At 41.3% G+C, this 22,163-nt stretch carries 23 protein-coding genes; 14 read left to right on the forward strand and 9 right to left on the reverse strand.

Translation table 11 applies throughout. The features are described from left to right. The first annotated feature begins 79 nt into the window (after positions 1-79). Together NQ503_RS01500 and NQ503_RS01505 are read left to right on the forward strand one after the other, a co-directional pair. Positions 80-295, forward strand: coding sequence for a hypothetical protein (locus tag NQ503_RS01500; RefSeq protein ID WP_227190348.1), 216 nt, complete (start codon positions 80-82; stop codon positions 293-295). Between the two features lie 14 nt (positions 296-309). Further along, a complete protein-coding gene (locus NQ503_RS01505) occupies positions 310-2,886 on the forward strand; it encodes an HD domain-containing phosphohydrolase (protein ID WP_022387849.1) in 2,577 nt (858 codons plus the stop codon). Positions 2,887-3,014: 128 nt separating this feature from the next. Here NQ503_RS01505 and glgD read toward each other — a convergent pair whose 3' ends face one another. Next, positions 3,015-4,130, reverse strand: coding sequence for a glucose-1-phosphate adenylyltransferase subunit GlgD (glgD, locus tag NQ503_RS01510; RefSeq protein WP_005425247.1), 1,116 nt, complete (start codon positions 4,128-4,130; stop codon positions 3,015-3,017). 1 nt (position 4,131) lies between these two features. Continuing rightward, positions 4,132-5,271, reverse strand: a complete 1,140-nt coding sequence (locus NQ503_RS01515) for a glucose-1-phosphate adenylyltransferase (RefSeq protein ID WP_005425248.1) — start codon at positions 5,269-5,271, stop codon at positions 4,132-4,134. 317 nt (positions 5,272-5,588) lie between these two features. On the opposite strand from NQ503_RS01515, the gene NQ503_RS01520 reads away from it, so the two are divergent. Then, positions 5,589-7,004 carry an exopolysaccharide biosynthesis polyprenyl glycosylphosphotransferase gene (locus NQ503_RS01520; protein ID WP_022388032.1) on the forward strand — a complete coding sequence of 472 codons (1,416 nt, stop codon included), beginning with the start codon at positions 5,589-5,591 and terminating at the stop codon, positions 7,002-7,004. 29 nt (positions 7,005-7,033) lie between these two features. On the opposite strand, the gene NQ503_RS01525 is transcribed toward NQ503_RS01520, so the two are convergent. Both NQ503_RS01525 and NQ503_RS01530 read right to left on the reverse strand, forming a co-directional pair. After that, positions 7,034-7,771 (reverse strand): ABC transporter ATP-binding protein, encoded by a 738-nt coding sequence (locus tag NQ503_RS01525; RefSeq protein WP_005425251.1) that lies wholly within the window; start codon positions 7,769-7,771, stop codon positions 7,034-7,036. 1 nt (position 7,772) lies between these two features. Next, a complete protein-coding gene (locus NQ503_RS01530) occupies positions 7,773-8,558 on the reverse strand; it encodes an ABC transporter permease (protein ID WP_005425252.1) in 786 nt (261 codons plus the stop codon). Between the two features lie 279 nt (positions 8,559-8,837). On the opposite strand from NQ503_RS01530, the gene rpmG reads away from it, so the two are divergent. The 6 genes from rpmG (at position 8,838) to NQ503_RS01560 (ending at position 12,641) form a co-directional block, all read left to right on the forward strand. Next, positions 8,838-8,987, forward strand: coding sequence for a 50S ribosomal protein L33 (gene rpmG / locus NQ503_RS01535; RefSeq protein ID WP_044925727.1), 150 nt, complete (start codon positions 8,838-8,840; stop codon positions 8,985-8,987). A 25-nt stretch (positions 8,988-9,012) separates the two neighbouring features. Continuing rightward, positions 9,013-9,222: a preprotein translocase subunit SecE gene (gene secE / locus NQ503_RS01540; protein ID WP_005425254.1), complete on the forward strand. Its 210-nt coding sequence runs from the start codon at positions 9,013-9,015 to the stop codon at positions 9,220-9,222. Positions 9,223-9,238: 16 nt separating this feature from the next. Beyond that, positions 9,239-9,754 (forward strand): transcription termination/antitermination protein NusG, encoded by a 516-nt coding sequence (gene nusG, locus NQ503_RS01545; RefSeq protein ID WP_005425255.1) that lies wholly within the window; start codon positions 9,239-9,241, stop codon positions 9,752-9,754. A gap of 56 nt (positions 9,755-9,810) precedes the next feature. After that, positions 9,811-10,236 (forward strand): 50S ribosomal protein L11, encoded by a 426-nt coding sequence (gene rplK, locus NQ503_RS01550; protein WP_005425256.1) that lies wholly within the window; start codon positions 9,811-9,813, stop codon positions 10,234-10,236. Between the two features lie 62 nt (positions 10,237-10,298). Next, on the forward strand, positions 10,299-10,991 hold the full coding sequence (gene rplA, locus NQ503_RS01555; RefSeq protein ID WP_005425261.1) for a 50S ribosomal protein L1: 693 nt from the start codon (positions 10,299-10,301) through the stop codon (positions 10,989-10,991). Between the two features lie 645 nt (positions 10,992-11,636). Beyond that, positions 11,637-12,641, forward strand: coding sequence for a D-alanyl-D-alanine carboxypeptidase family protein (locus tag NQ503_RS01560; RefSeq protein WP_005425267.1), 1,005 nt, complete (start codon positions 11,637-11,639; stop codon positions 12,639-12,641). 33 nt (positions 12,642-12,674) lie between these two features. On the opposite strand, the gene NQ503_RS01565 is transcribed toward NQ503_RS01560, so the two are convergent. After that, a complete protein-coding gene (locus NQ503_RS01565; protein WP_044925726.1) occupies positions 12,675-13,217 on the reverse strand; it encodes a phosphohydrolase in 543 nt (180 codons plus the stop codon). 249 nt (positions 13,218-13,466) lie between these two features. Beyond that, positions 13,467-13,892 (reverse strand): helix-turn-helix domain-containing protein, encoded by a 426-nt coding sequence (locus NQ503_RS01570; protein WP_005425272.1) that lies wholly within the window; start codon positions 13,890-13,892, stop codon positions 13,467-13,469. A 249-nt stretch (positions 13,893-14,141) separates the two neighbouring features. Here NQ503_RS01570 and NQ503_RS01575 point away from each other — a divergent pair, with 249 nt between their 5' ends. The 4 genes from NQ503_RS01575 to NQ503_RS01590 all read left to right on the forward strand — a co-directional run bounded on the left by NQ503_RS01575 (position 14,142) and on the right by NQ503_RS01590 (position 19,506). Further along, a complete protein-coding gene (locus NQ503_RS01575) occupies positions 14,142-14,846 on the forward strand; it encodes a serine/threonine protein kinase (RefSeq protein WP_022388037.1) in 705 nt (234 codons plus the stop codon). Between the two features lie 54 nt (positions 14,847-14,900). Further along, positions 14,901-16,148: a zinc ribbon domain-containing protein gene (locus tag NQ503_RS01580; protein WP_005425275.1), complete on the forward strand. Its 1,248-nt coding sequence runs from the start codon at positions 14,901-14,903 to the stop codon at positions 16,146-16,148. 158 nt (positions 16,149-16,306) lie between these two features. Continuing rightward, positions 16,307-18,718, forward strand: a complete 2,412-nt coding sequence (locus NQ503_RS01585) for an Ig-like domain-containing protein (protein WP_005425276.1) — start codon at positions 16,307-16,309, stop codon at positions 18,716-18,718. 212 nt (positions 18,719-18,930) lie between these two features. Further along, positions 18,931-19,506 (forward strand): HD domain-containing protein, encoded by a 576-nt coding sequence (locus NQ503_RS01590; protein ID WP_005425278.1) that lies wholly within the window; start codon positions 18,931-18,933, stop codon positions 19,504-19,506. Positions 19,507-19,564: 58 nt separating this feature from the next. On the opposite strand, the gene NQ503_RS01595 is transcribed toward NQ503_RS01590, so the two are convergent. The 3 genes from NQ503_RS01595 to NQ503_RS01605 all read right to left on the reverse strand — a co-directional run bounded on the left by NQ503_RS01595 (position 19,565) and on the right by NQ503_RS01605 (position 21,185). Then, on the reverse strand, positions 19,565-20,110 hold the full coding sequence (locus NQ503_RS01595; protein WP_055055809.1) for an NADH peroxidase: 546 nt from the start codon (positions 20,108-20,110) through the stop codon (positions 19,565-19,567). 121 nt (positions 20,111-20,231) lie between these two features. Continuing rightward, a complete protein-coding gene (locus NQ503_RS01600) occupies positions 20,232-20,618 on the reverse strand; it encodes a Fur family transcriptional regulator (protein WP_117739270.1) in 387 nt (128 codons plus the stop codon). A 24-nt stretch (positions 20,619-20,642) separates the two neighbouring features. Beyond that, on the reverse strand, positions 20,643-21,185 hold the full coding sequence (locus tag NQ503_RS01605; protein WP_055055811.1) for an NADH peroxidase: 543 nt from the start codon (positions 21,183-21,185) through the stop codon (positions 20,643-20,645). 270 nt (positions 21,186-21,455) lie between these two features. On the opposite strand from NQ503_RS01605, the gene NQ503_RS01610 reads away from it, so the two are divergent. Then, positions 21,456-22,148: a response regulator transcription factor gene (locus NQ503_RS01610; protein WP_005425640.1), complete on the forward strand. Its 693-nt coding sequence runs from the start codon at positions 21,456-21,458 to the stop codon at positions 22,146-22,148. Positions 22,149-22,163: the final 15 nt, after the last annotated feature.

The raw sequence follows: 22,163 nt of genomic DNA on the forward strand, positions 1-22,163 counted from the left end.
TCTTGTGCGGTGGCTTTTTATATTGTAAAATATATAAAATAAAACTTCTTAGGGTTCAATGACAAAGGGAGGAGAAGTTTTGAAAAATAATTATACCGTAAGCAGCAGAAAAAGATTTCTGTTCTATATTCTGATGATATTAAGTCTGCTCTGTATCATAGCATTGCAGTTTTTTGGACAGAATGAAAGGGATGGAAATACAACAGAAAAAATCTTATTTACCAGGGAACTTTTACCTGGCAGAAATCAGATGGAAGCAGTGAAAAGATCAGCGTTCCGGGACAGTATGATGTAAAAGCAAAGGATACGATGACTATCCTGACCAGACTGCCGGAAGATTATCATGAGAATACACTGGCAATCCGTTCATCACTTCAGTCGGTCCGATTTTATGTGGATGGAGAACTGAGAATGGAATATGATACATCAGGGACTAGACTTGTCGGAAAAAACTCAGCAAGCTGTTATGTGTTCTGTCCGACATCAGAAGATGATGCAGGAAAAGAAGTGCGTATTGAACTTACCACAAATACAGCAAAATATTCTGGAGTGGTAAATACTGTTTATTGTGGAGATGAGGCAGCAATCTGGGGGTATCTGTTTCAGACGTATGGACTGGAGACTGTCATTGCTCTTTTTTTGTTGTTTGCCGGAATCATTACGATCATTTTTGGGTTTTCTCTCGGGATTGCCTATCAGACGAAATTTGATATGGAATATCTGGGCTGGTGCGTTTTTATGGCAGCAATCTGGATGCTTGGTGAGTCCAAGATGCGGCAGCTGTTTTTTCCGAATCCGTCAGCACTTGCAACGCTGTGTTTTGTAATGATCATGTTAAGTCCGATCGCAATCGGATATTATATGGATACGCTGCAGAAAGGAAGATACCGGAAAGTATTTGGAGTGGTAGAAAGCATAGCATTTCTGAATGCTCTGATCTGTTCAGCACTTCATATTCTTGGGATTGCGGATTATATCGAGACACTTCCTGTTGCCCATGTGATCCTTGCAGGCAGCGTTCTGATTGGGTTCATTACGATGGTCTGTGACCTGAAAAGAGGATATGTGTCAGAAAAATATACTTTTTTCAGTATTATATTGGCAATGATCGCTATTATAGCAGAGTCGAGCCTGGTTTATTTCAGAGTTTCCGCATCAGGAATCTTTATAGGAATCGGAATGATCATACTGCTGTGCACAAACCTGCTGAAAACGATCAAAAATATCCAGAAAGTGGAAAGCCGCCGTCAGAGAGCAGAGTTAAATAAGCGCAGGAAACAGATGGAAACCATGTCACTGCAGATGATGCGGACACTTTCCACAACGATTGAGGCGAAAGATGAGTATACAAGAGGACATTCTTATCGGGTGGCAGAATACGCAGCTCTGATTGCAGAAGAACTTGGGTGGGATAAAAAAGAAATCAGAAATCTTAAAAATGCAGCACATCTGCATGATATCGGTAAGATCGGTATTCCGGATAACATTCTGAACAGGCCAACCAGACTGACGGAAGAAGAGTTTCAGGTAATTAAAGAGCATACCGTCATTGGAGCAGAGATACTAAAAAATATTACGTTGATCGATCATGTGAAAGAGGTGGCTCGAAGCCATCATGAAAGATACGATGGTATGGGGTATCCGGATGGATTGAAGGGCGAAGAAATTCCGCTGTATGCAAGAGTTATAGCCATAGCAGACTGTTATGATGCTATGAAGTCAAGGCGGATTTACAGAAATCCGCTTGGAGATGAAGTTATATATAATGAAATATCCAGAAACTGTGGATCACAGTTTGACCCCAAGATCGCAGGAGTCTTTCTGAAAATGTTGAATGAAGGTCGCGTAGTGATCAGAGAAGACGGCAAGCTTGCAGATAAAGAAGATAATCTTCTGAATATGGAAGCAGAAATTGAAAAGTTCATCTCCACTGTAATGATAACAATGAAAACACAGGAAGACAGTGAAGGATTTGATTTTCTGACAGGATTGCCAATGAGAAATCGTGGTGAAAAGCTTGCGGCACAGTTTATGCAGCAGGACAGCGGTTATCTGGTATTTCTTGACATGGATAACCTCAAGAAGATGAATGACCTTTATGGACACAAAGCAGGAGACAGAGCATTGAAATTACTTGGATCTTTCTTGATGGAATATGCACATCATTCCGTTGTCTGCCGCCTGGGTGGGGATGAATTCCTGATGTTTGTGCCGAACGTTTCAAAAGAAAAGATAACAGAGATCGTCACAGAAATCCAGGAAAAATTTGAACAGAGCAAGGAAAAGGATGTAGCGATCCGTTGTGCTTCTGTTTCTGCCGGAATCTGTGAAGTAAATAAAGGAGATCCTTTTGAAGAATGCTATTCAAAGGCAGATAAGGCCCTGTATTATGTGAAACAGAATGGAAAAGGAAGCTTTTTCTTCTATCAACAGATGGAAGGGGAAAAGATTGTTGGCTATGGAACAGGAAAAGATCTGACACTGGTTTCCAAAGCACTGAGCGCCAGCGGCGATTATTCCGGGGCACTTGAGCTGGATTATCGTGAATTCGCCAAGATATATGAATATATGAATAGTATGGAAAAAAGATACAAATGTCATTGTTATCTGGTGATGGTAACGCTGGAAACGGAAGCGGATTCTGTATTAAATATCGAAGACATAGAATATGCACTGGAATGTATGGAGCAGGCAATACGACAAAAAATACGAAAGGTTGATGTGTGCACGCGTTACAGTTCCATGCAGTATCTGATCATTCTGTTTGAACCAGATGAAAAAACAATTCCAAATATCATGGAACGTATTTTCAGTCAATATCGTGAGCAGTGCGGAAAGAAAAAACTGCTTCTTAATTATGAATATATGTCAATGACGGAAAAATAATACAGAGGCTGAATTGTTGGAACATTACGGAGTAATTTCCTATAAAGTAAAGTAAAAAGCGCGGTCGTAATAAATGCGACTGCGCTTTTTGAGGTTAAAGAATGATTTTAATTAATGGCATATTCTGATTAAAGAACATCTTCTCTGCGGATATATCCAGGATGTCCTTCTTCTGCGATGATCTCATTGCCGTGGATGACCTTGGCCCATTTATCCATTACCTGATTTTCAAGATGAGCATTCTCGCCGACAACAGTATGAGACAATACAATGCTGTTTTTAATGACAGCACCGGCTTTGATCTGGCATCCACGTCCGATAACGGAATTTTCGACTGTTCCTTCGATCAGACAGCCATTGGAGATAACAGAATTCTTGACAGATGCACCTTCCAGATACTGGGTCGGGCAGGAATCGTTGGTTTTGGTATAAATTGGCCATTCCGGATTGAACAGTCCTTCTGCAGTTTTGATGTCGATCAGAGAGATATTTGCGTTGTAATAACTGTTAAAGTCAGTAATGGATGCAAAATATCCTCTGTGTGAAACACCGCGGATATCGAGATCCGCAGAAGATTCATTGACAATCTGAGGCAGAGTGTACATCGAAGAAATTTTCCGGGCTTTTTTGATCAGTTCAATGAAAAGCTCTTTACTCATAACATATGTATCCATGAAGATGTTGCGTTTCTGGGCACTTCCACGGTTTTTTTCGATGGATTCAACACCTTTCTGTTTGTTCAGATTCAGAATATCACAGTTCAGGAATTTTTCTCTTGCATTGTCCACAGAATGATACAGGAGTGTGATATCAGCACCGGAATCAATATGTGTCTGAAGAAGTTCCCTGTAATCTTCTGCATATACCATGTAAGATGGCGCGATGATCACATATGGCTCATGCATTCTTTCAATGAATTCAATATTTTCATAAAATGATGCGATATCTGTATTGTATACATCATTTTCGGAACTGTTCTGAGCGAACATAAGCTGCAGCTTGCCACGTTTGGAGTTGATGTTGTAATGACGTCCGGTTCCGAGATGTTCTGCCAGAGAACGTGGCTTGGTTCTTACATATACCTGGATGCGGTCGATACCGCTGTTGCTCATATTTGAAATAGGAAAGTCAATGACACGATATCTTCCAAGGAAGGAAAAAGCACCGATTGGACGATACTGCTGAAGTCCTTCTACTTTGATATGGGTTCCGGAAGATGTGACAATTCCAAATGCTCTTGCCATATTATTCTACCCCCTTTACACGTTTGGACACGAGTTCGATATTTTCACTGTCTGCACTGCCTACAACAGCATCCTGGCCAATCTTGACATTATCAGCAACAAGTGCACGCTGAACAACTGCGCCGGCGGCAACTTCTACGCCTGGCATCAGTACACTGTCAATGATCTTGGCACCCTCGCCGACTTTGCATCCGGTGAACAGTACAGAATGCTTAACTTCACCTTCGACAACACAGCCCTGTGTGATAAATGCTTTGTCGATTTTGGCATTTGGTCCTATGTACTGAGGAAGAGCAGGTGTGTCTTCTGTGTAGATCTTCCATGTTGGATCGTTCAGATTCAGCTCATTTCTGGAATCAATGAGGTCCATATTTGCTTCCCAGAGAGAGTCGATGGTTCCGACATCTTTCCAGTAACCTTTGAATTTATATGCGGCAAGTGTTTTATTGTCGTTAAGGAGACACGGGATAACATCCTTACCAAAGTCATGGTGGGAATCAGGATTCTTCATATCTGCAAGAAGGATCTTGCGGAGAAGCTTCCAGTTGAAAATATAAATACCCATAGAAGCAAGGTTGCTCTTCGGATGCTCTGGTTTTTCTTCGAATTCAACGATGCGGCCGTTGCCATCTGTGTTCATGATACCGAAACGGCTTGCTTCTTTCATCGGTACTTCAATGACTGCGATCGTTGCATCGGCATTCATTTCCTTATGGTAATCCAGCATTTTGTCGTAATTCATTTTATAAATATGGTCGCCGGAAAGAACTAAAAGATATTCCGGAGAATATTTATCGATAAAATCGATATTCTGAGAAATCGCGTCAGCAGTACCTCTGTAAACGTCAAGATCTGCATCAGCTTTTTCACGTGGTGGAAGAACAAAGACTCCACTTTCTCTGGCATCAAGTCCCCAGCGTCCGCCAGCTGCTACATAACTATTCAGAAGAACGGATTCGTACTGAGTCAGTACTCCGACAATGTCCACTCCGCTGTTAGCGCAGTTGCTGAGCGGGAAATCAACAATGCGGTATTTTCCGCCATATGAAACTGCCGGCTTGGCTACTTTGTTGGTGAGTTCATGAAGACGGCTTCCACGTCCGCCAGCCAGGATCATCGCTAACATGTTGTTTTGTTTCATAGTGAACCCTCACTTTCCTTTTAGATTGCTTATATGAATCTATTATACATTTTTTACAAAAACATTTCTACATTTTTGAGCAAAAAAGTGTGGCTTGATTGATATTTTTTTTTGATGATTGTTAAGTGTGTATTAAATTGATGGAAAAATTTCGACAAAAACATAAAAAAGTAACAAAAACAGAGGAGCGGACGAGAAATGCTGTATACAAGGCTGGAAAGGAGCCGACAATCACTGGACGAAAAGTATGTTTTACGTTATAATAACAAGGTTAAAGGGAAAAATAAAAGTGCTATTTGACGGATGAGAGGGATATAGTGAACAGACGAGAGGATTTTAAACGTTTTATAGTATTTTGTCTGGCAAGTCTTGTTGTGATCGCACAGACAGCTGTTTTTGCATATATCTGGTATGACTATTACAGAGGACTTATTTTTGAACCGTTCTGGAGAAAAGGTAACTGGGTCCTGATTGCAATCTACGGATTGATCAATGTTTTGTTTTCCAGACTTTATGGAGGTCTGAAAGTAGGATATCTGAAACGCATAGATGTATTTTATTCTCTGACGCTGGCTACGATCTGTACAAATATCGTGACATATTTTCAGATCACGTTGATCAACCGATGGTTCCTGAGACCATGGCCAATGATAGAGATGACACTGATTCAGTTTGTGATCATCCTTGTATGGATATGGGGTTCCAGATATATTTATTCAAAATTATATCAGGCAAGGAAACTTCTGGTGATTTATGGAGACCGTGATCCTGGTGATCTGATCAGTAAAATGAATTCCAGACGTGATAAATATGATATCAGCGGAAAAGTTCATATCAGTGTGGGTGAGAAAGAAATTTACCGGATGATGAAGGAATATGACGGAGTGATCATATGGGATCTTCCGGCAAATATCCGTAACCGTTATCTGAAACATTGTTTTGCACATTCTATCCGGTGCTATCTCAGTCCGAAGATTTCTGATGTGATCCTGATGGGAAGCGAACGCATTCATTTGTTTGACACACCGCTTCTTGTTGCGAAGAACATGGGACTTTCTATTGAGCAGCGTGCAGCAAAACGGCTGTTGGATATTATTGTTTCGGGTATTGGAATCATAGTTGCATCTCCACTGATGCTGATCATTGCATTGTGTGTGAAGTTTTATGACAGAGGTCCGGTCTTATATCGACAGGAAAGACTTACGGAGGGCGGAAGACCATTTAAGATCTGTAAGTTCCGTAGTATGTGCGTGGATTCCGAGAAGAACGGTGCAAGACTTGCATCCAAACATGACAGCAGGATCACCCCGGTAGGAAGAGTACTCCGCAATCTGCATCTGGATGAACTGCCTCAGTTATTTAATGTATTTATGGGGGATATGTCTCTGGTTGGACCGAGACCGGAAAGACAGACGCTTGTCCGCGAATACTGCAAGGAAATTCCAGAGTTTTATTATCGCCTGAAGGTTAAGGCAGGACTTACCGGTTATGCGCAGGTATATGGTAAATACAACACCACACCTTATGATAAACTGAAGCTGGACCTGTTCTATATTGAGAATTACTCTTTTGTACTTGACCTGAAACTGCTTATGATGACAGTGAAGATATTCTTCCAGAAAGAAGTTTCTGAAGGAGTAAATGATAATCAGACAAATGCACTGAAGGATTCAGTGGATCCGGTAAAAGAACTTTCTGAGAAAGAACCGGTGGATCCGGAAGAAAAAGAATAAGCCACGGGGGTTTACCCCGTGACTTTTTTTCAGCTTTTTTCCATAAAAGCTACATATTCATCAAGGACTTCGTCCGGATCACCGATTCGCTTGATCTGTCCTTCGTGCATCCACATAACAGTATCGCAAAGCTGTTTCAGAGTTTCGATACTATGGGAGACGATAACTACGGTACGATCTTTGTTGGAGATCAGGCTCTTCATCTTTTCATAACTCTTCTTTTTGAATTTCTGGTCGCCGACACTCAATACTTCGTCGATCAGCATAATGTCTGTTTCAAGAATAGCTGTGATGGAAAAAGCCAGTTTGGAATACATACCGCTGGAATAAGTTCTGACTGGCATATCAATGAACTCGCCGATTTCAGCAAAATCAATGATTTCCTGTTCTTTGGCTTTGACCTGTTCTTCAGTAAAACCAAGAAGCATACCGGAAAGAGTGATATTTTCACGGCCGGTCATCTCACGGATGAAACCGACACCGATGGACAGGAGTGAAATACTGTGTCCGTTCAGGTCAATAGAACCACTGTCCGGAGAAAAGATACCAGCCAGTGCGTTCAGTGTGGTGGATTTTCCACTTCCGTTCTTACCGATGATACCAAGGATCTCGCCTTCGCGAACGTAGAAGGAAATTCCTTTTACTGCAACAAAACGGTCAGGTTTCTGACGTTTCAGATGAAGCAGAGTTTTCTTAATAGAAGTTTTTTTCAGATTCTGGTAGCTGATAACCAGATCTTTGACTTCGATTGCATGCTTTTCTTCCATATTAAATCACCTTTACATAGCTGTTTTCGCTCTTATAGATTTTGCGGATACCAAGGGCACAGAGTACCAGCCCGATCAGGAACCACAGAAGCAGAAGCTTACGATGAGGTGCCTGTCCGTAGATTACGCACTGACGCATGGATGTGATCAGAAATGCGATCGGGTTTCCCTTGCCGATGTAGTTGTTGTATGGTGCCGGCAGACGACTCATGATGTTCCAGAATACACCGGTCAGGTAGAATACAAGGCGAAGTGCGATACGCAGAACATTGCCAAGGTCTTCTACAAATACACCATAATGAAGCAGAAAACAACTGATACCAAAAACTACAGTAACCAGTGTGATCAGAATTGGAATCACATACAGGATATTCAGAGTCAGCGGAACGCGCCATATAGCAAGCATAGCAACGATGATCAGCAGAGAAATGCACATCTTGAAGCCGTTGACACATATTCTGATAACCAGAAGGATGAATTTTGGTATATATACTTTGGATACGATTGGTTTGTTGTTCTTGATGATCTTGACACTCTGCAACAGACACTTGTTAAAAAAGTCCCAGAGAGTGATGCCGACAAAAACGAAGATCGCAAAGTACTGTTCTTTAGACTTAAATACATATCCGAACATGAATACATAGATCAACATGAAGCACAGAGGATCCAGTACCCACCAGAGCCAGTTCAGATAGGAATTGGCTACTTCAGCTTTCAACTGGGCTTTAGAAGAGTAAATGGCATACTTCCAGTACTTCTTCATGTCATCCCTAAATCGTTTAAACATAAAATCCGCTCCTATATTTTCTTTATTAAATTATAGAACCCCCAGTAATCTGAGGGCTGTGACCTTACTTATCATACACTACCAAAGGTTTGTTGACAAGAGAAATCTATTGTTCTTTCTTTATTATTTTGCAAGAAAGCTTGTATTTTGCAGGAAAAAGCTTGACTTATATAGTATGGTTGTGCTAAACTAGACGAGCGACATGGAAGTTAGGTCTTTTTTTTATGCCCGAAAAAGGCAAAAAGGCCCACGCAAATGAAAACACTGGAGGTGGAAGTTGTGCGCGTTAAGATTACATTGGCATGTACGGAGTGCAAGCAGCGTAACTACAATATGACCAAGGAGAAAAAGAATCATCCTGAGCGTCTTGAAACAAAGAAATATTGTAAGTTCTGCCGTACCCATACTCTGCACAAGGAAACAAAATAATCACAAACGATTGTGAGGTTAGACTATGCAAGAGAAAGAAAAATCTGCTGGCAAAGGTCAGAAGAGAAATTGGTTTCAGGGACTTCAATCGGAATTCAAAAAGATTGTCTGGGTTGACAAGGCTACACTTGTAAAACAGACTATAGCAGTTACAATTATTACAGTTGTACTTGCTGTGATCATCAGTGTATTTGACTCAGCTATTCTGGAAGGAATAAATCTTTTAGTGAAATAAGGATAACGGTGATTGTATGTCAGAAGCGAAATGGTATGTTGTTCATACTTATTCAGGGTATGAAAACAAAGTAAAAGCCAACATTGAAAAAACAATCGAAAACAGACACCTGGAAGACCAGATTCTGGAGGTTCGCGTTCCGCTGCAGGAAGTTGTGGAAATGCGTAACGGTGCTGCCAAGCAGGTCCAGAAAAAGATGTTTCCTGGTTATGTGCTTCTCAACATGGTCATGAATGATGATACCTGGTATGTTGTCCGCAACACCAGAGGTGTTACCGGATTCGTAGGACCGGGATCCAAACCGGTTCCGCTTACGGAAGAAGAAATGCTCCCGTTAGGAATCAAGAATGATGACATTCAGGTAGACTTTGCAGAGGGTGATATGGTTGTTGTAACAGCTGGAGCATGGAAAGATACTGCAGGTGTTATTACTGCAATCAGCACTCAGAAGCAGACGGTTACTATCAATGTTGAATTGTTTGGCCGCGAAACGCCGGTAGAAATAAGTTTCGCAGATATTAAGAAGGCGTAACACATTCAAGTGGGAGGGAAGAACCCCCGCCAATACCACATAGGAGGTGCCGAAAAATGGCAAAAAAAGTAACAGGTTATATTAAATTACAGATTCCTGCTGGTAAAGCAACTCCAGCACCACCGGTTGGTCCGGCTCTTGGACAGCACGGTGTAAACATTGTACAGTTCACAAAAGAGTTTAATGCAAGAACAGCAGATCAGGGAGATCTTATCATTCCTGTAGTTATCACTGTTTATGCAGACAGAAGTTTCAGCTTCATAACCAAAACTCCGCCGGCAGCTGTTCTTCTTAAGAAAGCAGCTAACATCAAATCAGGTTCCGGCGTACCGAACAAAACAAAGGTTGCAAAAGTAACAAAAGCTCAGATTCAGGAAATCGCTGAACTGAAAATGAAAGACCTGAATGCAGCATCCCTTGAAGCAGCTATGAGCATGATCTCTGGTACTGCTAGAAGTATGGGAATCGAAGTCGTAGACTGAGAAAAAATTAATTGAAGTGAGTGGGAGGGAAATTCCCGCAATTACCACAGGAGGTTATAGAAATGAAACGAGGAAAGAAATACGTGGAAGCTGCTAAAGCAGTAGACCGCGCAACATTATATGATACCGCTGAGGCTATCAGCCTTGTAAAGAAATCCGCAGTTGCTAAATTTGACGAAACTATCGAAGTTCACATCCGTACAGGCTGCGATGGACGTCATGCAGATCAGCAGATCCGTGGTGCAGTAGTTCTGCCTCATGGAACTGGTAAAAAAGTTCGTGTTCTTGTATTCGCAAAAGACGCTAAAGCTGAAGAAGCTAAAGCAGCTGGAGCTGATTACGTAGGAGCAGAAGATCTCATCCCGAGAATTCAGAACGAAGGATGGCTGGATTTCGACGTTGTTGTTGCTACACCAGACATGATGGGTGTTGTAGGACGTCTTGGTCGTGTACTTGGACCAAAAGGTCTTATGCCAAACCCGAAAGCTGGAACAGTAACTATGGACGTTACAAAAGCGATCAATGATATCAAAGCAGGTAAGATTGAATACCGTCTTGACAAAACCAATATCATCCATGTTCCGATCGGTAAAGCTTCCTTTACTGAGGAACAGTTAAGCGACAACTTCCAGACGCTGATTGAGGCGATCGTTAAAGCTAGACCAAGCACACTGAAAGGACAGTACATGAAGAGTATCGTTCTTACACCTACTATGGGACCTGGTGTGAAGGTTAACCCGGCTAAATTCGCCTAAATAAATGACAAAAGGACATCCTTTAAAAGGGTGTCTTTTTTATTTCCCTAATTTTGCCGGGTACTGCCCGGGGTCCCGCTATTTGGCAAATGGGAAAAAAATCCGAGGGGGAACTCGCTCACAGTTGCGAAGGCCGCTGTTCCCCCTCGGACTCCCCCTTGTCGGCCACGCTGAAAAACAAAAAGGCTGAGTTTGCTGGGGAAGAAATGGATAATAGAGATATAATATGGTGGATACTTTTTAGGAATGGTTGCGATGTGGTGGAGCGACAATTTATTTCAAGGGTTGGTGAGTGAGTTTGTGGAGTATGTTGGAGGCGGGGTGGGTGTATCCGGGAGGGGGAAGCCTGAAGAGGTTCGTGAAAGTACTTAGGCTCTGGGATTTTGTGTTGAGCATAAAAATGGCACTGTTTGAGCGAAGCGAGTTTGACATTTTTATGATCGCTTTTAGCAAAATATCAGAGTCTTAGTACTTTAGAACCGATGAATTTTCCCACTCCGGATACACCCACCCCCGCCCTTGCATCTCCAATCATACCCATCACAGGGTTCCCTTTTTTTCTTAATAAAACATTAAAGTTTTTTACAGGATTTTGTGGTAATATGATACAATAATAAGAAACTTCAATAGAAAAGAAGGGGCGGTATGGCTGATAAGAAACGTAGAAATACTCCAAATACAGGAAATAAAAGAAATAACGGTCGAAGAAAAAAGAAGGGCAGGCTCAAGGGTCTGATTGCTGCAGAACTGATCGTAGTTGTCGTTCTTGTAATGATCGTGGGGCATAATCTGGGACTGGGAACAGGAATCACCAACTTCGTAAACAGTATCCGTAAACCTGCAGTCGAGGAACTGGATATCACAGGGATCAACAGCCCTTATGCGGTGCTCATGAATGCAAAGAGTGGTAAAGTCATCGGTGATATCAATGGTGAAGAACAGATGTATCCGGCTTCTATGACAAAGATCATGACTACAATCCTTGCGATTGAAAATCTCAAGGATTTGAATCAGGAGATTACGATTACAAACGATATGGTAGCGGATCTTTATGTGCAGGATGCAATGCAGGCTGGATTTCAGCCGAATGAGACAGTGAAGGCAATTGATCTTCTCTACGGAGTCATGCTTCCGTCCGGTGCAGAGTGCTGCGTAGCATTGGCAGACACCGTTGCGGGTTCGGTGAGTGATTTTGTAACTCTTATGAATGAAAAAGCAGAGAAGCTTGGAATGACAGGTACTCATTTCAGTTCCATTTCAGGACTGCACAGGGAAGATCATTACAGCACAGCAAAAGACATTGCGCTGTTGCTTCGTTATGCGATAAAAAATGACACTTTCCGTGAGATCATTGAAAGTCCATATCATTCTACATCAGGAACAAATATTCATCCGGATGGAATCACATTTTACAGTACGATGTTTAAGAATTTGTCGGATACTTCTGTGATCGATGGAGAGATCAAAGGAGGCAAGACCGGATACACGAGTCAGGCAGGTCATTGCCTCGCAAGTTTTGCAGAAATTGATGGAGTAGAATACATTCTTGTAACAGCTGGTGCACCGGGCACGGGTAATCCGCATATTGATGATGCAGTAAAATTGTATAACCGGCTGGGTGAGTCATCCTCTGTATTGTATGGAAGATAATGTGCGGCAGGAGATACGAAGTTTTGGACGAAATTAAGAAAGTTTCTGAAACAGTTCAAGTGCAAGTTCTTTGAATTCTTTTTCTACAGAACTGAAAGTGCGCTCAGACAGGTCGGGAGTAGAAGACAGGGGGATGATCTCCCTGTCTTTTTCACCTTTCATAAGAGTTTTTAATTCCAGTTCCAGGATTTCATTATCAATCTGTTTCCATTTTTGATTCTCTTCATCAGTTAGGTCATCAAGATGAAATTTTTCCCAGATCGCATCCATGATCATAGATTCGATTTCCAGGTAGTTCTGCAGATGGACTTTAACCGGGCGGATGACATCGGAAATGTAACATTCACTTGCATCGTGCAGAAGACAGGCAAGAGCCATTCGGTCAGACCATCCACGTGCCAGAGCTTCATGAGCACAGTTAATGGAATGCTGGCCTACAGAATAAAACCACCGGATCTGCCCGCCACCGCGGCAGACAAGACTTAAAGCATGTGCAATATCTTCCAGATAAACATCTTCCGGGGCGATCTTCATGGGATCAAATTTTCGCCCACTGTATGTATTCATTACGCTCATAAATGACACTTCCTTTTTATTGTTTGAGAGACTGTTTCATATATATATATATATTTAGTATACGCACTTTTTCTATAATATGAAAGAACATTTGGGAAAATGTTTGGCATTGCAACAGACTTTCAACCATTTTATTAGTGACAGACAGAAAAAATCCCCCTAAAACATTGATATATCCAAGGTACTGATAGCATATCATGTTTTAAAGGGGATTTTGCTCTATTATGTGATAAATGAAAAGATGTAGTTTCAGAATAAAGTTTCTTCGTTTTCATCAAACAGTTTGTCGTTGATCTCAAAAAGATCAAGTTTGTGCAGAAGTCCGTAATATATAATTGCATCACGTTTCAGCTTGGGATATAATTGGGCTTTTCCGCAACGTCTCAATAATTCCTGGGTTTCTTCTACGCTTGCATTCAGACCGTAACACAGACACAGCAGACGGTTTCGGGAAGGATTCCGGCGACCGGCAAAAATCTGGTGCAGATAGATTTCGCTCATGCCTGCCTGTTTGGCGAGAGCTGCTTTTGAGATATTTTTCTTTTCAAACAGATGGTTTAATAATTCTGCTACATTTTTATTTACAAACTGTTCCTGGTTTTGTGACAGAAACTGAGTCAGATCTGGTGAATCCATAAGTTCCTGCTGTAAACCATCTGTATTTTTCTTTTTCATAATCCGCGCCTTTACTCATCGTTATTTTTGAACAATATATTGCTATTCGTGCTGCTTTACGAATAGTATTAATAGTAATACAAATATTCTATTTGTTATATTACTTGCTGAATAATTACTAATAAGTTATAATATTTTAAATAGTATACATAAATTAAAATATACTATAAACAGTTCTGAAAAACAATATGCAGACCGCATAGTAAAAAGGAATATCAGTTACAACAGTAACGAGTAAGGATGAGAAATATGAATATTTACGACAGTCTTTTGGGTGCAGTTCATAGCGAATATGATGTGCTCATGCTGATCAAAAAAAGTGAACGGGGCGAGGTCTCACTTGTACGTCACAGAGACAGCGGCACCCGTTATATTTTCCGGCATTTTTATGGAAACAGTGAAGTTTATCAGAAACTTCTGAATGTTTCCTGTCCAAATCTGCCGCAAATAATGGAAGTCGGAGAAAAAGATGGAAAGACAGCTCTGCTGGAAGAATATGTGCAGGGCGATACGCTTAGCGAGATCCTAGAAGGCGGTCTTCTGACAATTGCGGAGTCGAAACAGATTGCAAGACAGCTTTGTTCTGCATTGTGGGTATTTCATTCTATGGGTGTGGTGCACAGAGATGTGAAGCCGGATAATGTTATTATACGTGGAAAAGAAGCTGTTCTGATCGATTTTGATGCATCAAGAATATATAAAAGCACAATTCAGGAAGATACGCAGATTCTGGGAACAACTGGATTTGCAGCACCGGAGCAGTATGGCCTTTCGCAGTCGGATGGACGGGCAGATATCTATGCGCTTGGTGTTTTACTTAATATTATGCTGACCGGCGAACATCCTTCCAGGAAACTTGCAGGTGGCAGAATGGGAAGAATTGTTCAACGCTGTACAATGGTTAATCCATCAAAAAGATACAAGAATATTCTTCATCTGCTGGAGGTTCTGTAGCAAATTTTCTATAAAAATAGAGAAGAAAACAAAAAGAGATAAAGGGGAAAGTCAATGAGTAAAAAGTGTATAAAATGTGGGGAGATACTGCCGGATGACGCGTCTTTCTGCCCGCACTGTACAACAGTTCAGACAGAAAAGAAAGAGATAAAGACGCCAAGAAAGTGGAGAAAGAAAGCAGTGATAGGAGTGGCAGTTCTGGCCGTAGCTGCGGTTATCGGAATCGCTTTTTCTATCTATCACAGACCAAAAACATATGAAGGCGGTGCTCAGATCACTTATACGGATAAGGGAAAATCATACAAAGTTCTGCTGAGTTTTTCTGAGGAAGGCGGTATGACTGGACATGCCCAGGGTGAGCGCACAGATACGCTGTCGGAAGGCATGAACAGTGCACTTCCATGTCAGCTGTATGTATTAAACAAAGATACAGGAGAACTGGCTGGAGAAGATTTTTCCAAAGAGGTAGAGTCCTGTAAAGTAGATACAAAGCCATCAGAGGGATCGCAGAAAATGGAATATGTAGAACCGGTATACAATGAAAGCTTCCCAAATGCAGCGTATGTTTCTGATATCAATTATGTATCTGACAGTGGAACGAATGATATCCAGTGGACACTTACCATGAAGAATGGAGATACAATTTTTCTCAGTACGAGACTTACGATTGAAAAACAGCCGGCAGTCAGCTATTATCCGGAAGATACACCGATGGAGACCACCGAAGAGTTGAATGCCCTGCTTGCTTCCATTGAAGAAGAGGTACCCTCAGATACTCCGGTATATCTGCATCTTCCGGCAGTGACCTATGACGGAGATATCACTTTTGGCGATCATGTCTGGGGCATTTCAGGAAGCAAAGACGGTGATGCGGTGACTACTTTTACCGGAACTGTCAGTATAAAGGGACATGATGGCAACTATGCAGATCTGTCGGGGATTAATTTTGAAGGTGAGGGTGGAATCGGACTGGATGCGTATTGTCTGGTGCTTCTTACCGATTGCAACTTCACGGGTTGGGATACGGCTGCTGTTGCACAGAATGGTGCATGGGTTAATGCAATGGAATGTACGTTCGCGAATAATACGGTTGGTTTGAAATTTAATACCTCTATGGCTTACGGTACTGCGCCAAACTATGTGAATAATACATTTACGGATAATGGAACTGCTGTCTGCATTGACAGTCTGCCGGGAAATGAGGTTATTGATTTTGCCGGAAGCGTGTTCTCGGGAAATGATGCGGATATTGAGAATAAAGCAGATCATGCAGTAGATACAGCGAAAGCGACATTTGAATAAAGAACAGTCTGAAAGCTTCTGCGATATAATTTGCAGGAGCTTTTTTGTAAATAAAAACATAAACTATGCTGCGAGGTAATGGGTTTTGTTTCTTTTTCATTTTATAATAATTTATCAGTCTGTTTGCAGACAATAAAAAAGAAGGGAATGGGGTTTATATGAAAAGAAACAAAATCGCAATGCTTCTGGCAATGGCGCTTACTGTTACACAGAGTGTAGTTGTACCGGTAGCAGCGGAAGAACTCACAGCAGATGTTGAGCAGGAAGTGGAAATGAGCCAGGATGATGCTGATGCAGAAGCAGCAGTAGAATCAGAAGGGGCTGCTTCAGAGGATGCAGAAGTAAATATTCAGGAGGATGAGTTTTCCGTAGGAGACGGTGAGGATGCAGAAATCCAGGAAGAAGCGGAAGAAACGCAGAATGTGGATTTTACAGCCGGAGATGAAAGCATAGAGGCTGTAGGGGAAGAAGAATCCAAATATAGTCTGATGTATGATTTTATGGACGGGCATACAGGAAATGGTACTATGCTTCCAAACAGCCAGATGACGATTTCAACCAGCGTGTATCATTCTGATGAAGATGGCGATGAGACAATTTCAGAAGCATACAAATTAGAACTTAAACCAATGGAAGATGATTGGGACTATACCGGAAAGGTAGATGTCTCTGTAGATGATAATAATATTGTTATAAATTCTCATGGGGTAACAGGAGCTTTTGGTATTTATGTGACAGTCAGCTCAGATGCTTTTAAAACATTTACCAGTAAAGTTTATTTTGAAATCAGTGAATATGTGATCATGCCGGAAAATGCCACGGATGCAGATGGAAATGTACTTAATCCTAAGGTGGGAGAACAGATTGATATTGCCAAAGATATGCAACCACAGCTTTTCCGTTATGAAAAAGATACGAAGAAGCTTAGTCCTGTAACAGGAGATAATTATAAGATTATTATTTATAGAGGGACAGATGAGGAAACAGGTGAACCTGATAATGACTACGATACAGAAGGATGGGAATGGATTGAAGTTTCCGGGCAGGAACTTCCGATATTGGAGAGAATAACGGAAAACGGTACCAGCTTTGCTCTGACAGCTCTGGAGAAAGATGAAGACGGAAGATGGAATTATATCGCAAGACGTGATTATCAGGTAGATTCTTTACATGATGATGGAGATGACGGGGATGATGGAGATAACGGAGACCATGGTAATAACACACCGATGCTGGGACCGGATGTTCTTACAGATGCAAATGGAAATAAACTGAATCCGCAGGTTGGAGAAGTAATTGATTATGCGAAGAAGGGCGTTGCTCTGTATCATTATGTAAATGGAAATTTAACAGGTGTTGGAGATCCAGAGACATTAAAAATTGAAACGGTGTATGATGAAAATGACTGGAGCGTACAGTATACGGAAGGCTGGGATGTTCCGACCATGACCCGAAAGACAAAAGATGCTACATGGATCTTTTTTAAGGCATGGGAGAAAAAACTGGAGACAGGAAGATGGGAAATAATTGATACAAAGAGATATGAATTTGATGCCACAGATAAAGTACACAGCCACAGCTGGGTGACTAAAAATGTTGTAAAAGAAGCTACCTGTACAGAAGCAGGAAGTAAGGTTGAAAATTGTGCTTCCTGTGATGCAGTGCAGACTGTGTCAATCCCTGTAAAAGGCCATACTGTAATGAAAGATGCAGCAGTAGCTCCGACTGTATTTGCAGACGGAAAGACCGAAGGAAGTCATTGTTCTGTATGTGGTACAGTCCTTGAGAAGCAGAATACAATAGCAAAAGTTCCAGGTACCATTTATCTGACAGCTTCTTCATTGAAAATGAAAACAGGTCAGTCCACAACTGCATTCAAAGCAACGGGATTTTCAGAAGGAGACTATGTTACAGCAGTTACTTCAAATAAACCGAGAACTGTAAAAGTAACAAATGTAAACAAAAATGGAACATTCAAGCTGACTGCCGGCAAGAAGAAGGGAAGTGCTGTAGTCACTGTTACTCTTGCAAGCAAAAAGACAGCAAGCTTCAAGGTAACTGTTCAGAAGGCAGCAGTAAAAACCACTAAGATTACAACAACAACGAAATCACTGACACTTGCAAAAGGAGCTACCTACAAGAAATTGGCTTCTTCTATTGCAGTTACACCAGTAACAAGCAAAGAGAAAGTTACATATTCTTCTTCAAATAAGAAGGTAGCTACCGTCAGCTCCAAAGGTGTGATCAAAGCGAAAAAAGCCGGCACAGCAAAGATCACTGTCAAATCAGGAAGTAAGAAAGTTGTTGTAACTGTAAAGGTTACCGGCGTAAAAACAACAAATCTTTCCGGTGTTCCGGCAGCAAAAAGTGTTTCCAAGGGAAAATCTTTCAAGATTAAAGCCATAGCAACACCAAAGAACACAGATGAAAAAATTACTTTTAAATCATCTAACAAAAAAGTTGTAACTGTAACATCTAAGGGTGTAGTGAAAGGCCTGAAAAAGGGAACAGCAACGATCACAGTTCAGAGTGGTTCTAAGAAAATGACATGCAAAGTGACTGTGAAATAATAAAATGAAGGTTACTGTTCGCAGCAACAAATAAAGTGTAAGAGGCGATCTCCGTGAGCAATTGCGGAGATCGTTTTTGTTTGAAATGCGAGATTTCTGCCAGGTACCAGAGGCTTTTGCCTGAGTATGAAAAAGATTATTTATAGACGATACTGCTTAAAAAGTGTTATAATAAAACAACTTAAAATACAAAAAGGGGACTGAGCAGATAGATGGAACCTGAGAAACTGATAGAAACATTAGCTGTGGCGGAGCGTCTGAAAGATGCCACCAGGCACTGTTATACATCCAGAGGCCGCAGGGAAAGTGTGGCGGAGCATTCCTGGAGAATTACGTTGATGGCATATCTTGTCAGTGATGAGTTTCCGGAAGCAAATCTGGAAAAATTAATGAAAATGTGCTTGATCCATGACCTTGGAGAGGCATTTACCGGGGACATACCAACCTTTGAAAAGTCAGAAAAAGATGAAGAAAAAGAAGCATCACTTTTAAACGAATGGATGATGCAGCTGCCGGAACCTTTTGTCAGTGAAATGCAGGAGCTTTACAGAGAAATGGAAGAGCGGAAGACGCTGGAAGCCAGAATCTATAAGGCACTGGATAATCTGGAAGCTCTGATCCAGCATAATGAGTCGGATATCAGTACATGGATTCCGCTGGAATATGATCTGCAGATGACTTACGGAAATGATAAAGTGCAGTTTTCGGAGTATCTGACACGTCTCCGTGATGAAGTGCGGAATGACAGTAAGAAAAAGATTGCGGAGAGTATAAAAAAATCTGATTAAAAAAGATCCCCGGGGCATATGCCCTGGGGATCAGCTGTTTCATATAAAATTTAAAATTTTATTCTCCGAAATATCTCTTAAGCAGTCCAGCGAATGCTTTTCCGTGTCTTGCTTCGTCTCTTGCCATTTCATGAACTGTGTCATGGATTGCATCGAGGTTAGCAGCTTTTGCACGTTTAGCAAGATCGAATTTACCAGCTGTAGCGCCGTTCTCAGCTTCTACACGCATTTCGAGGTTTTTCTTTGTGCTGTCAGTAACAACTTCGCCGAGAAGTTCTGCGAATTTAGCAGCATGTTCTGCTTCTTCGTAAGCAGCTTTTTCCCAGTAAAGACCGATTTCCGGATAACCTTCTCTGTGAGCAACTCTTGCCATTGCAAGGTACATACCAACTTCGGAGCATTCACCCTGGAAGTTTGCTCTCAGATCTTCAAGAATGTCTTCGCTGACACCCTGAGCTACACCAACAACATGTTCAGCAGCCCATGTCAGGTTCTCGTCCTGTTTTGTGAATTTGGAAGCAGGTGCTTTACATACTGGACAGACTTCCGGAGCCTCGTCACCTTCATGAACGTATCCACATACACTACATACCCATTTAGCCATAATCGTAATCTCCTTTTCTTAATTAAGTTAGTTTTGTTTAATAATAGTAATTATTCTCAATAACTGTAGCTTCAATCTATCATATCAAATAGTTAAAGTCAAGCAAATATCAAAAAATACATCATTTGTTCACACATTTCGGACATATTCCGAAAAAGCGTATATCACAATCTGAAATCTTACCAGGAAAGTTTTTGACAGCTTTTTCTGCAAGGCTGTTTAAATCCTCGGTTTCCAGATCAAGAACCTGTCCGCATTCCTTACACATGAAGTGGCAGTGTGGAGTAACGCATCCATCAAAATGGTCAGCACCTCCAAAATTGGACAGCTTCTGAATCTCTCCGATCTCAGATAAGAGAGAAAGGTTGCGATATACAGTTCCCAGACTGATGTTGGGATATATTTTCTTTATATTTTCATAAACAACATCTGCGGTAGGATGGTCTTTGCGGGTCATAAGGAAGTCCTTGATGGCTTCTCGCTGACGGCTGTATTTTAAGGTTGCCATATATCGTTTCCTTTCTACAATTTATTAACCGAAATATCTCTTAAGCAGACCTGCAAATGCTTTGCCGTGTCTTGCCTCGTCTCTTGCCATCTCATGAACAGTATCATGGATTGCGTCAAGATTGGCAGCTTTGGCACGTTTTGCAAGGTCAAATTTACCAGCGGTAGCACCATTTTCAGCTTCTACACGCATTTCAAGGTTTTTCTTTGTGCTGTCAGTAACAACTTCGCCAAGAAGTTCAGCGAATTTAGCAGCATGTTCTGCTTCTTCGTAAGCAGCTTTTTCCCAGTAAAGACCGATTTCCGGATAACCTTCTCTGTGGGCAACTCTTGCCATTGCAAGGTACATACCAACTTCGGAGCATTCACCCTGGAAGTTTGCTCTCAGATCTTCAAGAATGTCTTCGCTGACACCCTGAGCTACACCAACAACATGTTCAGCAGCCCATGTCAGGTTCTCATCCTGTTTTGTGAATTTGGAAGCAGGTGCTTTACATACTGGACAGACTTCCGGAGCCTCGTCACCTTCATGAACATAACCACATACATTACATACCCATTTTGCCATAATCTTAATCTCCTTTACATAATTGAAAATTGTTTTATTTAATAATAGTAATCGTTATTGCTTCTTGCTGTGACTATACTGTACCATAATGGTCCAGCTTTGTCAACAGAGAAATTATACTTTTTTGAAGAGTTTTTATATATTATTTGCTATAATAGGATACCAATGGACAACTTCGTTTAATATCATAAGAAAATCTTAATATTTTACCTCATGGATATTAATTCTTAACAGGTATAGTAAAAGCATGAAAAACAGGAGGCAGGGGAAATGGCAGAGATACTGGTATGCGATGACGACAAGGAAATCGTAGAGGCAATAGAGATTTATCTGACGCAGGAGGGACATCATATCCTGAAAGCATATGACGGTGAACAGGCAATAAGAGTTTTGCAGAATCATCCGGTGGATCTTCTGATCATTGATGTGATGATGCCGAAGCTGGATGGAATACGGGCAACATTGAAGATCCGTGAAAAAAACGCTCTTCCTATTATAATTTTATCTGCAAAATCAGAAGATGCGGACAAAATTCTTGGGTTGAATGTCGGGGCAGATGATTATGTGACAAAGCCTTTTAATCCGTTGGAACTGGTGGCTAGGGTGAAATCTCAGCTCCGCAGATATACACAGCTGGGGGCAATGACCGAGAAAAAAGAGAATATTTACGAAACGGGCGGACTTATGATCGATGATGACCGTAAAGAAGTTACTGTTGATGGAGAAAGTGTGAAGCTGACTCCGATTGAATATCGTATTCTCCTTTTTCTTGTGCAAAATCAGGGCAGAGTTTTTTCTATTAATCAGATTTATGAGAACATTTGGAATGAAGAAGCAATCGCAGCAGATAACACGGTAGCTGTTCATATTCGCCATATCAGAGAAAAGATTGAGATCAATCCCAAAGAGCCACGCTACCTCAAAGTAGTATGGGGACTTGGGTATAAAGTGGAAAAGATCTGAATTTCTGCTATGGAA

It is taken from the genome of Blautia obeum ATCC 29174 (assembly GCF_025147765.1).
GTDB lineage: Bacteria > Bacillota > Clostridia > Lachnospirales > Lachnospiraceae > Blautia_A > Blautia_A obeum.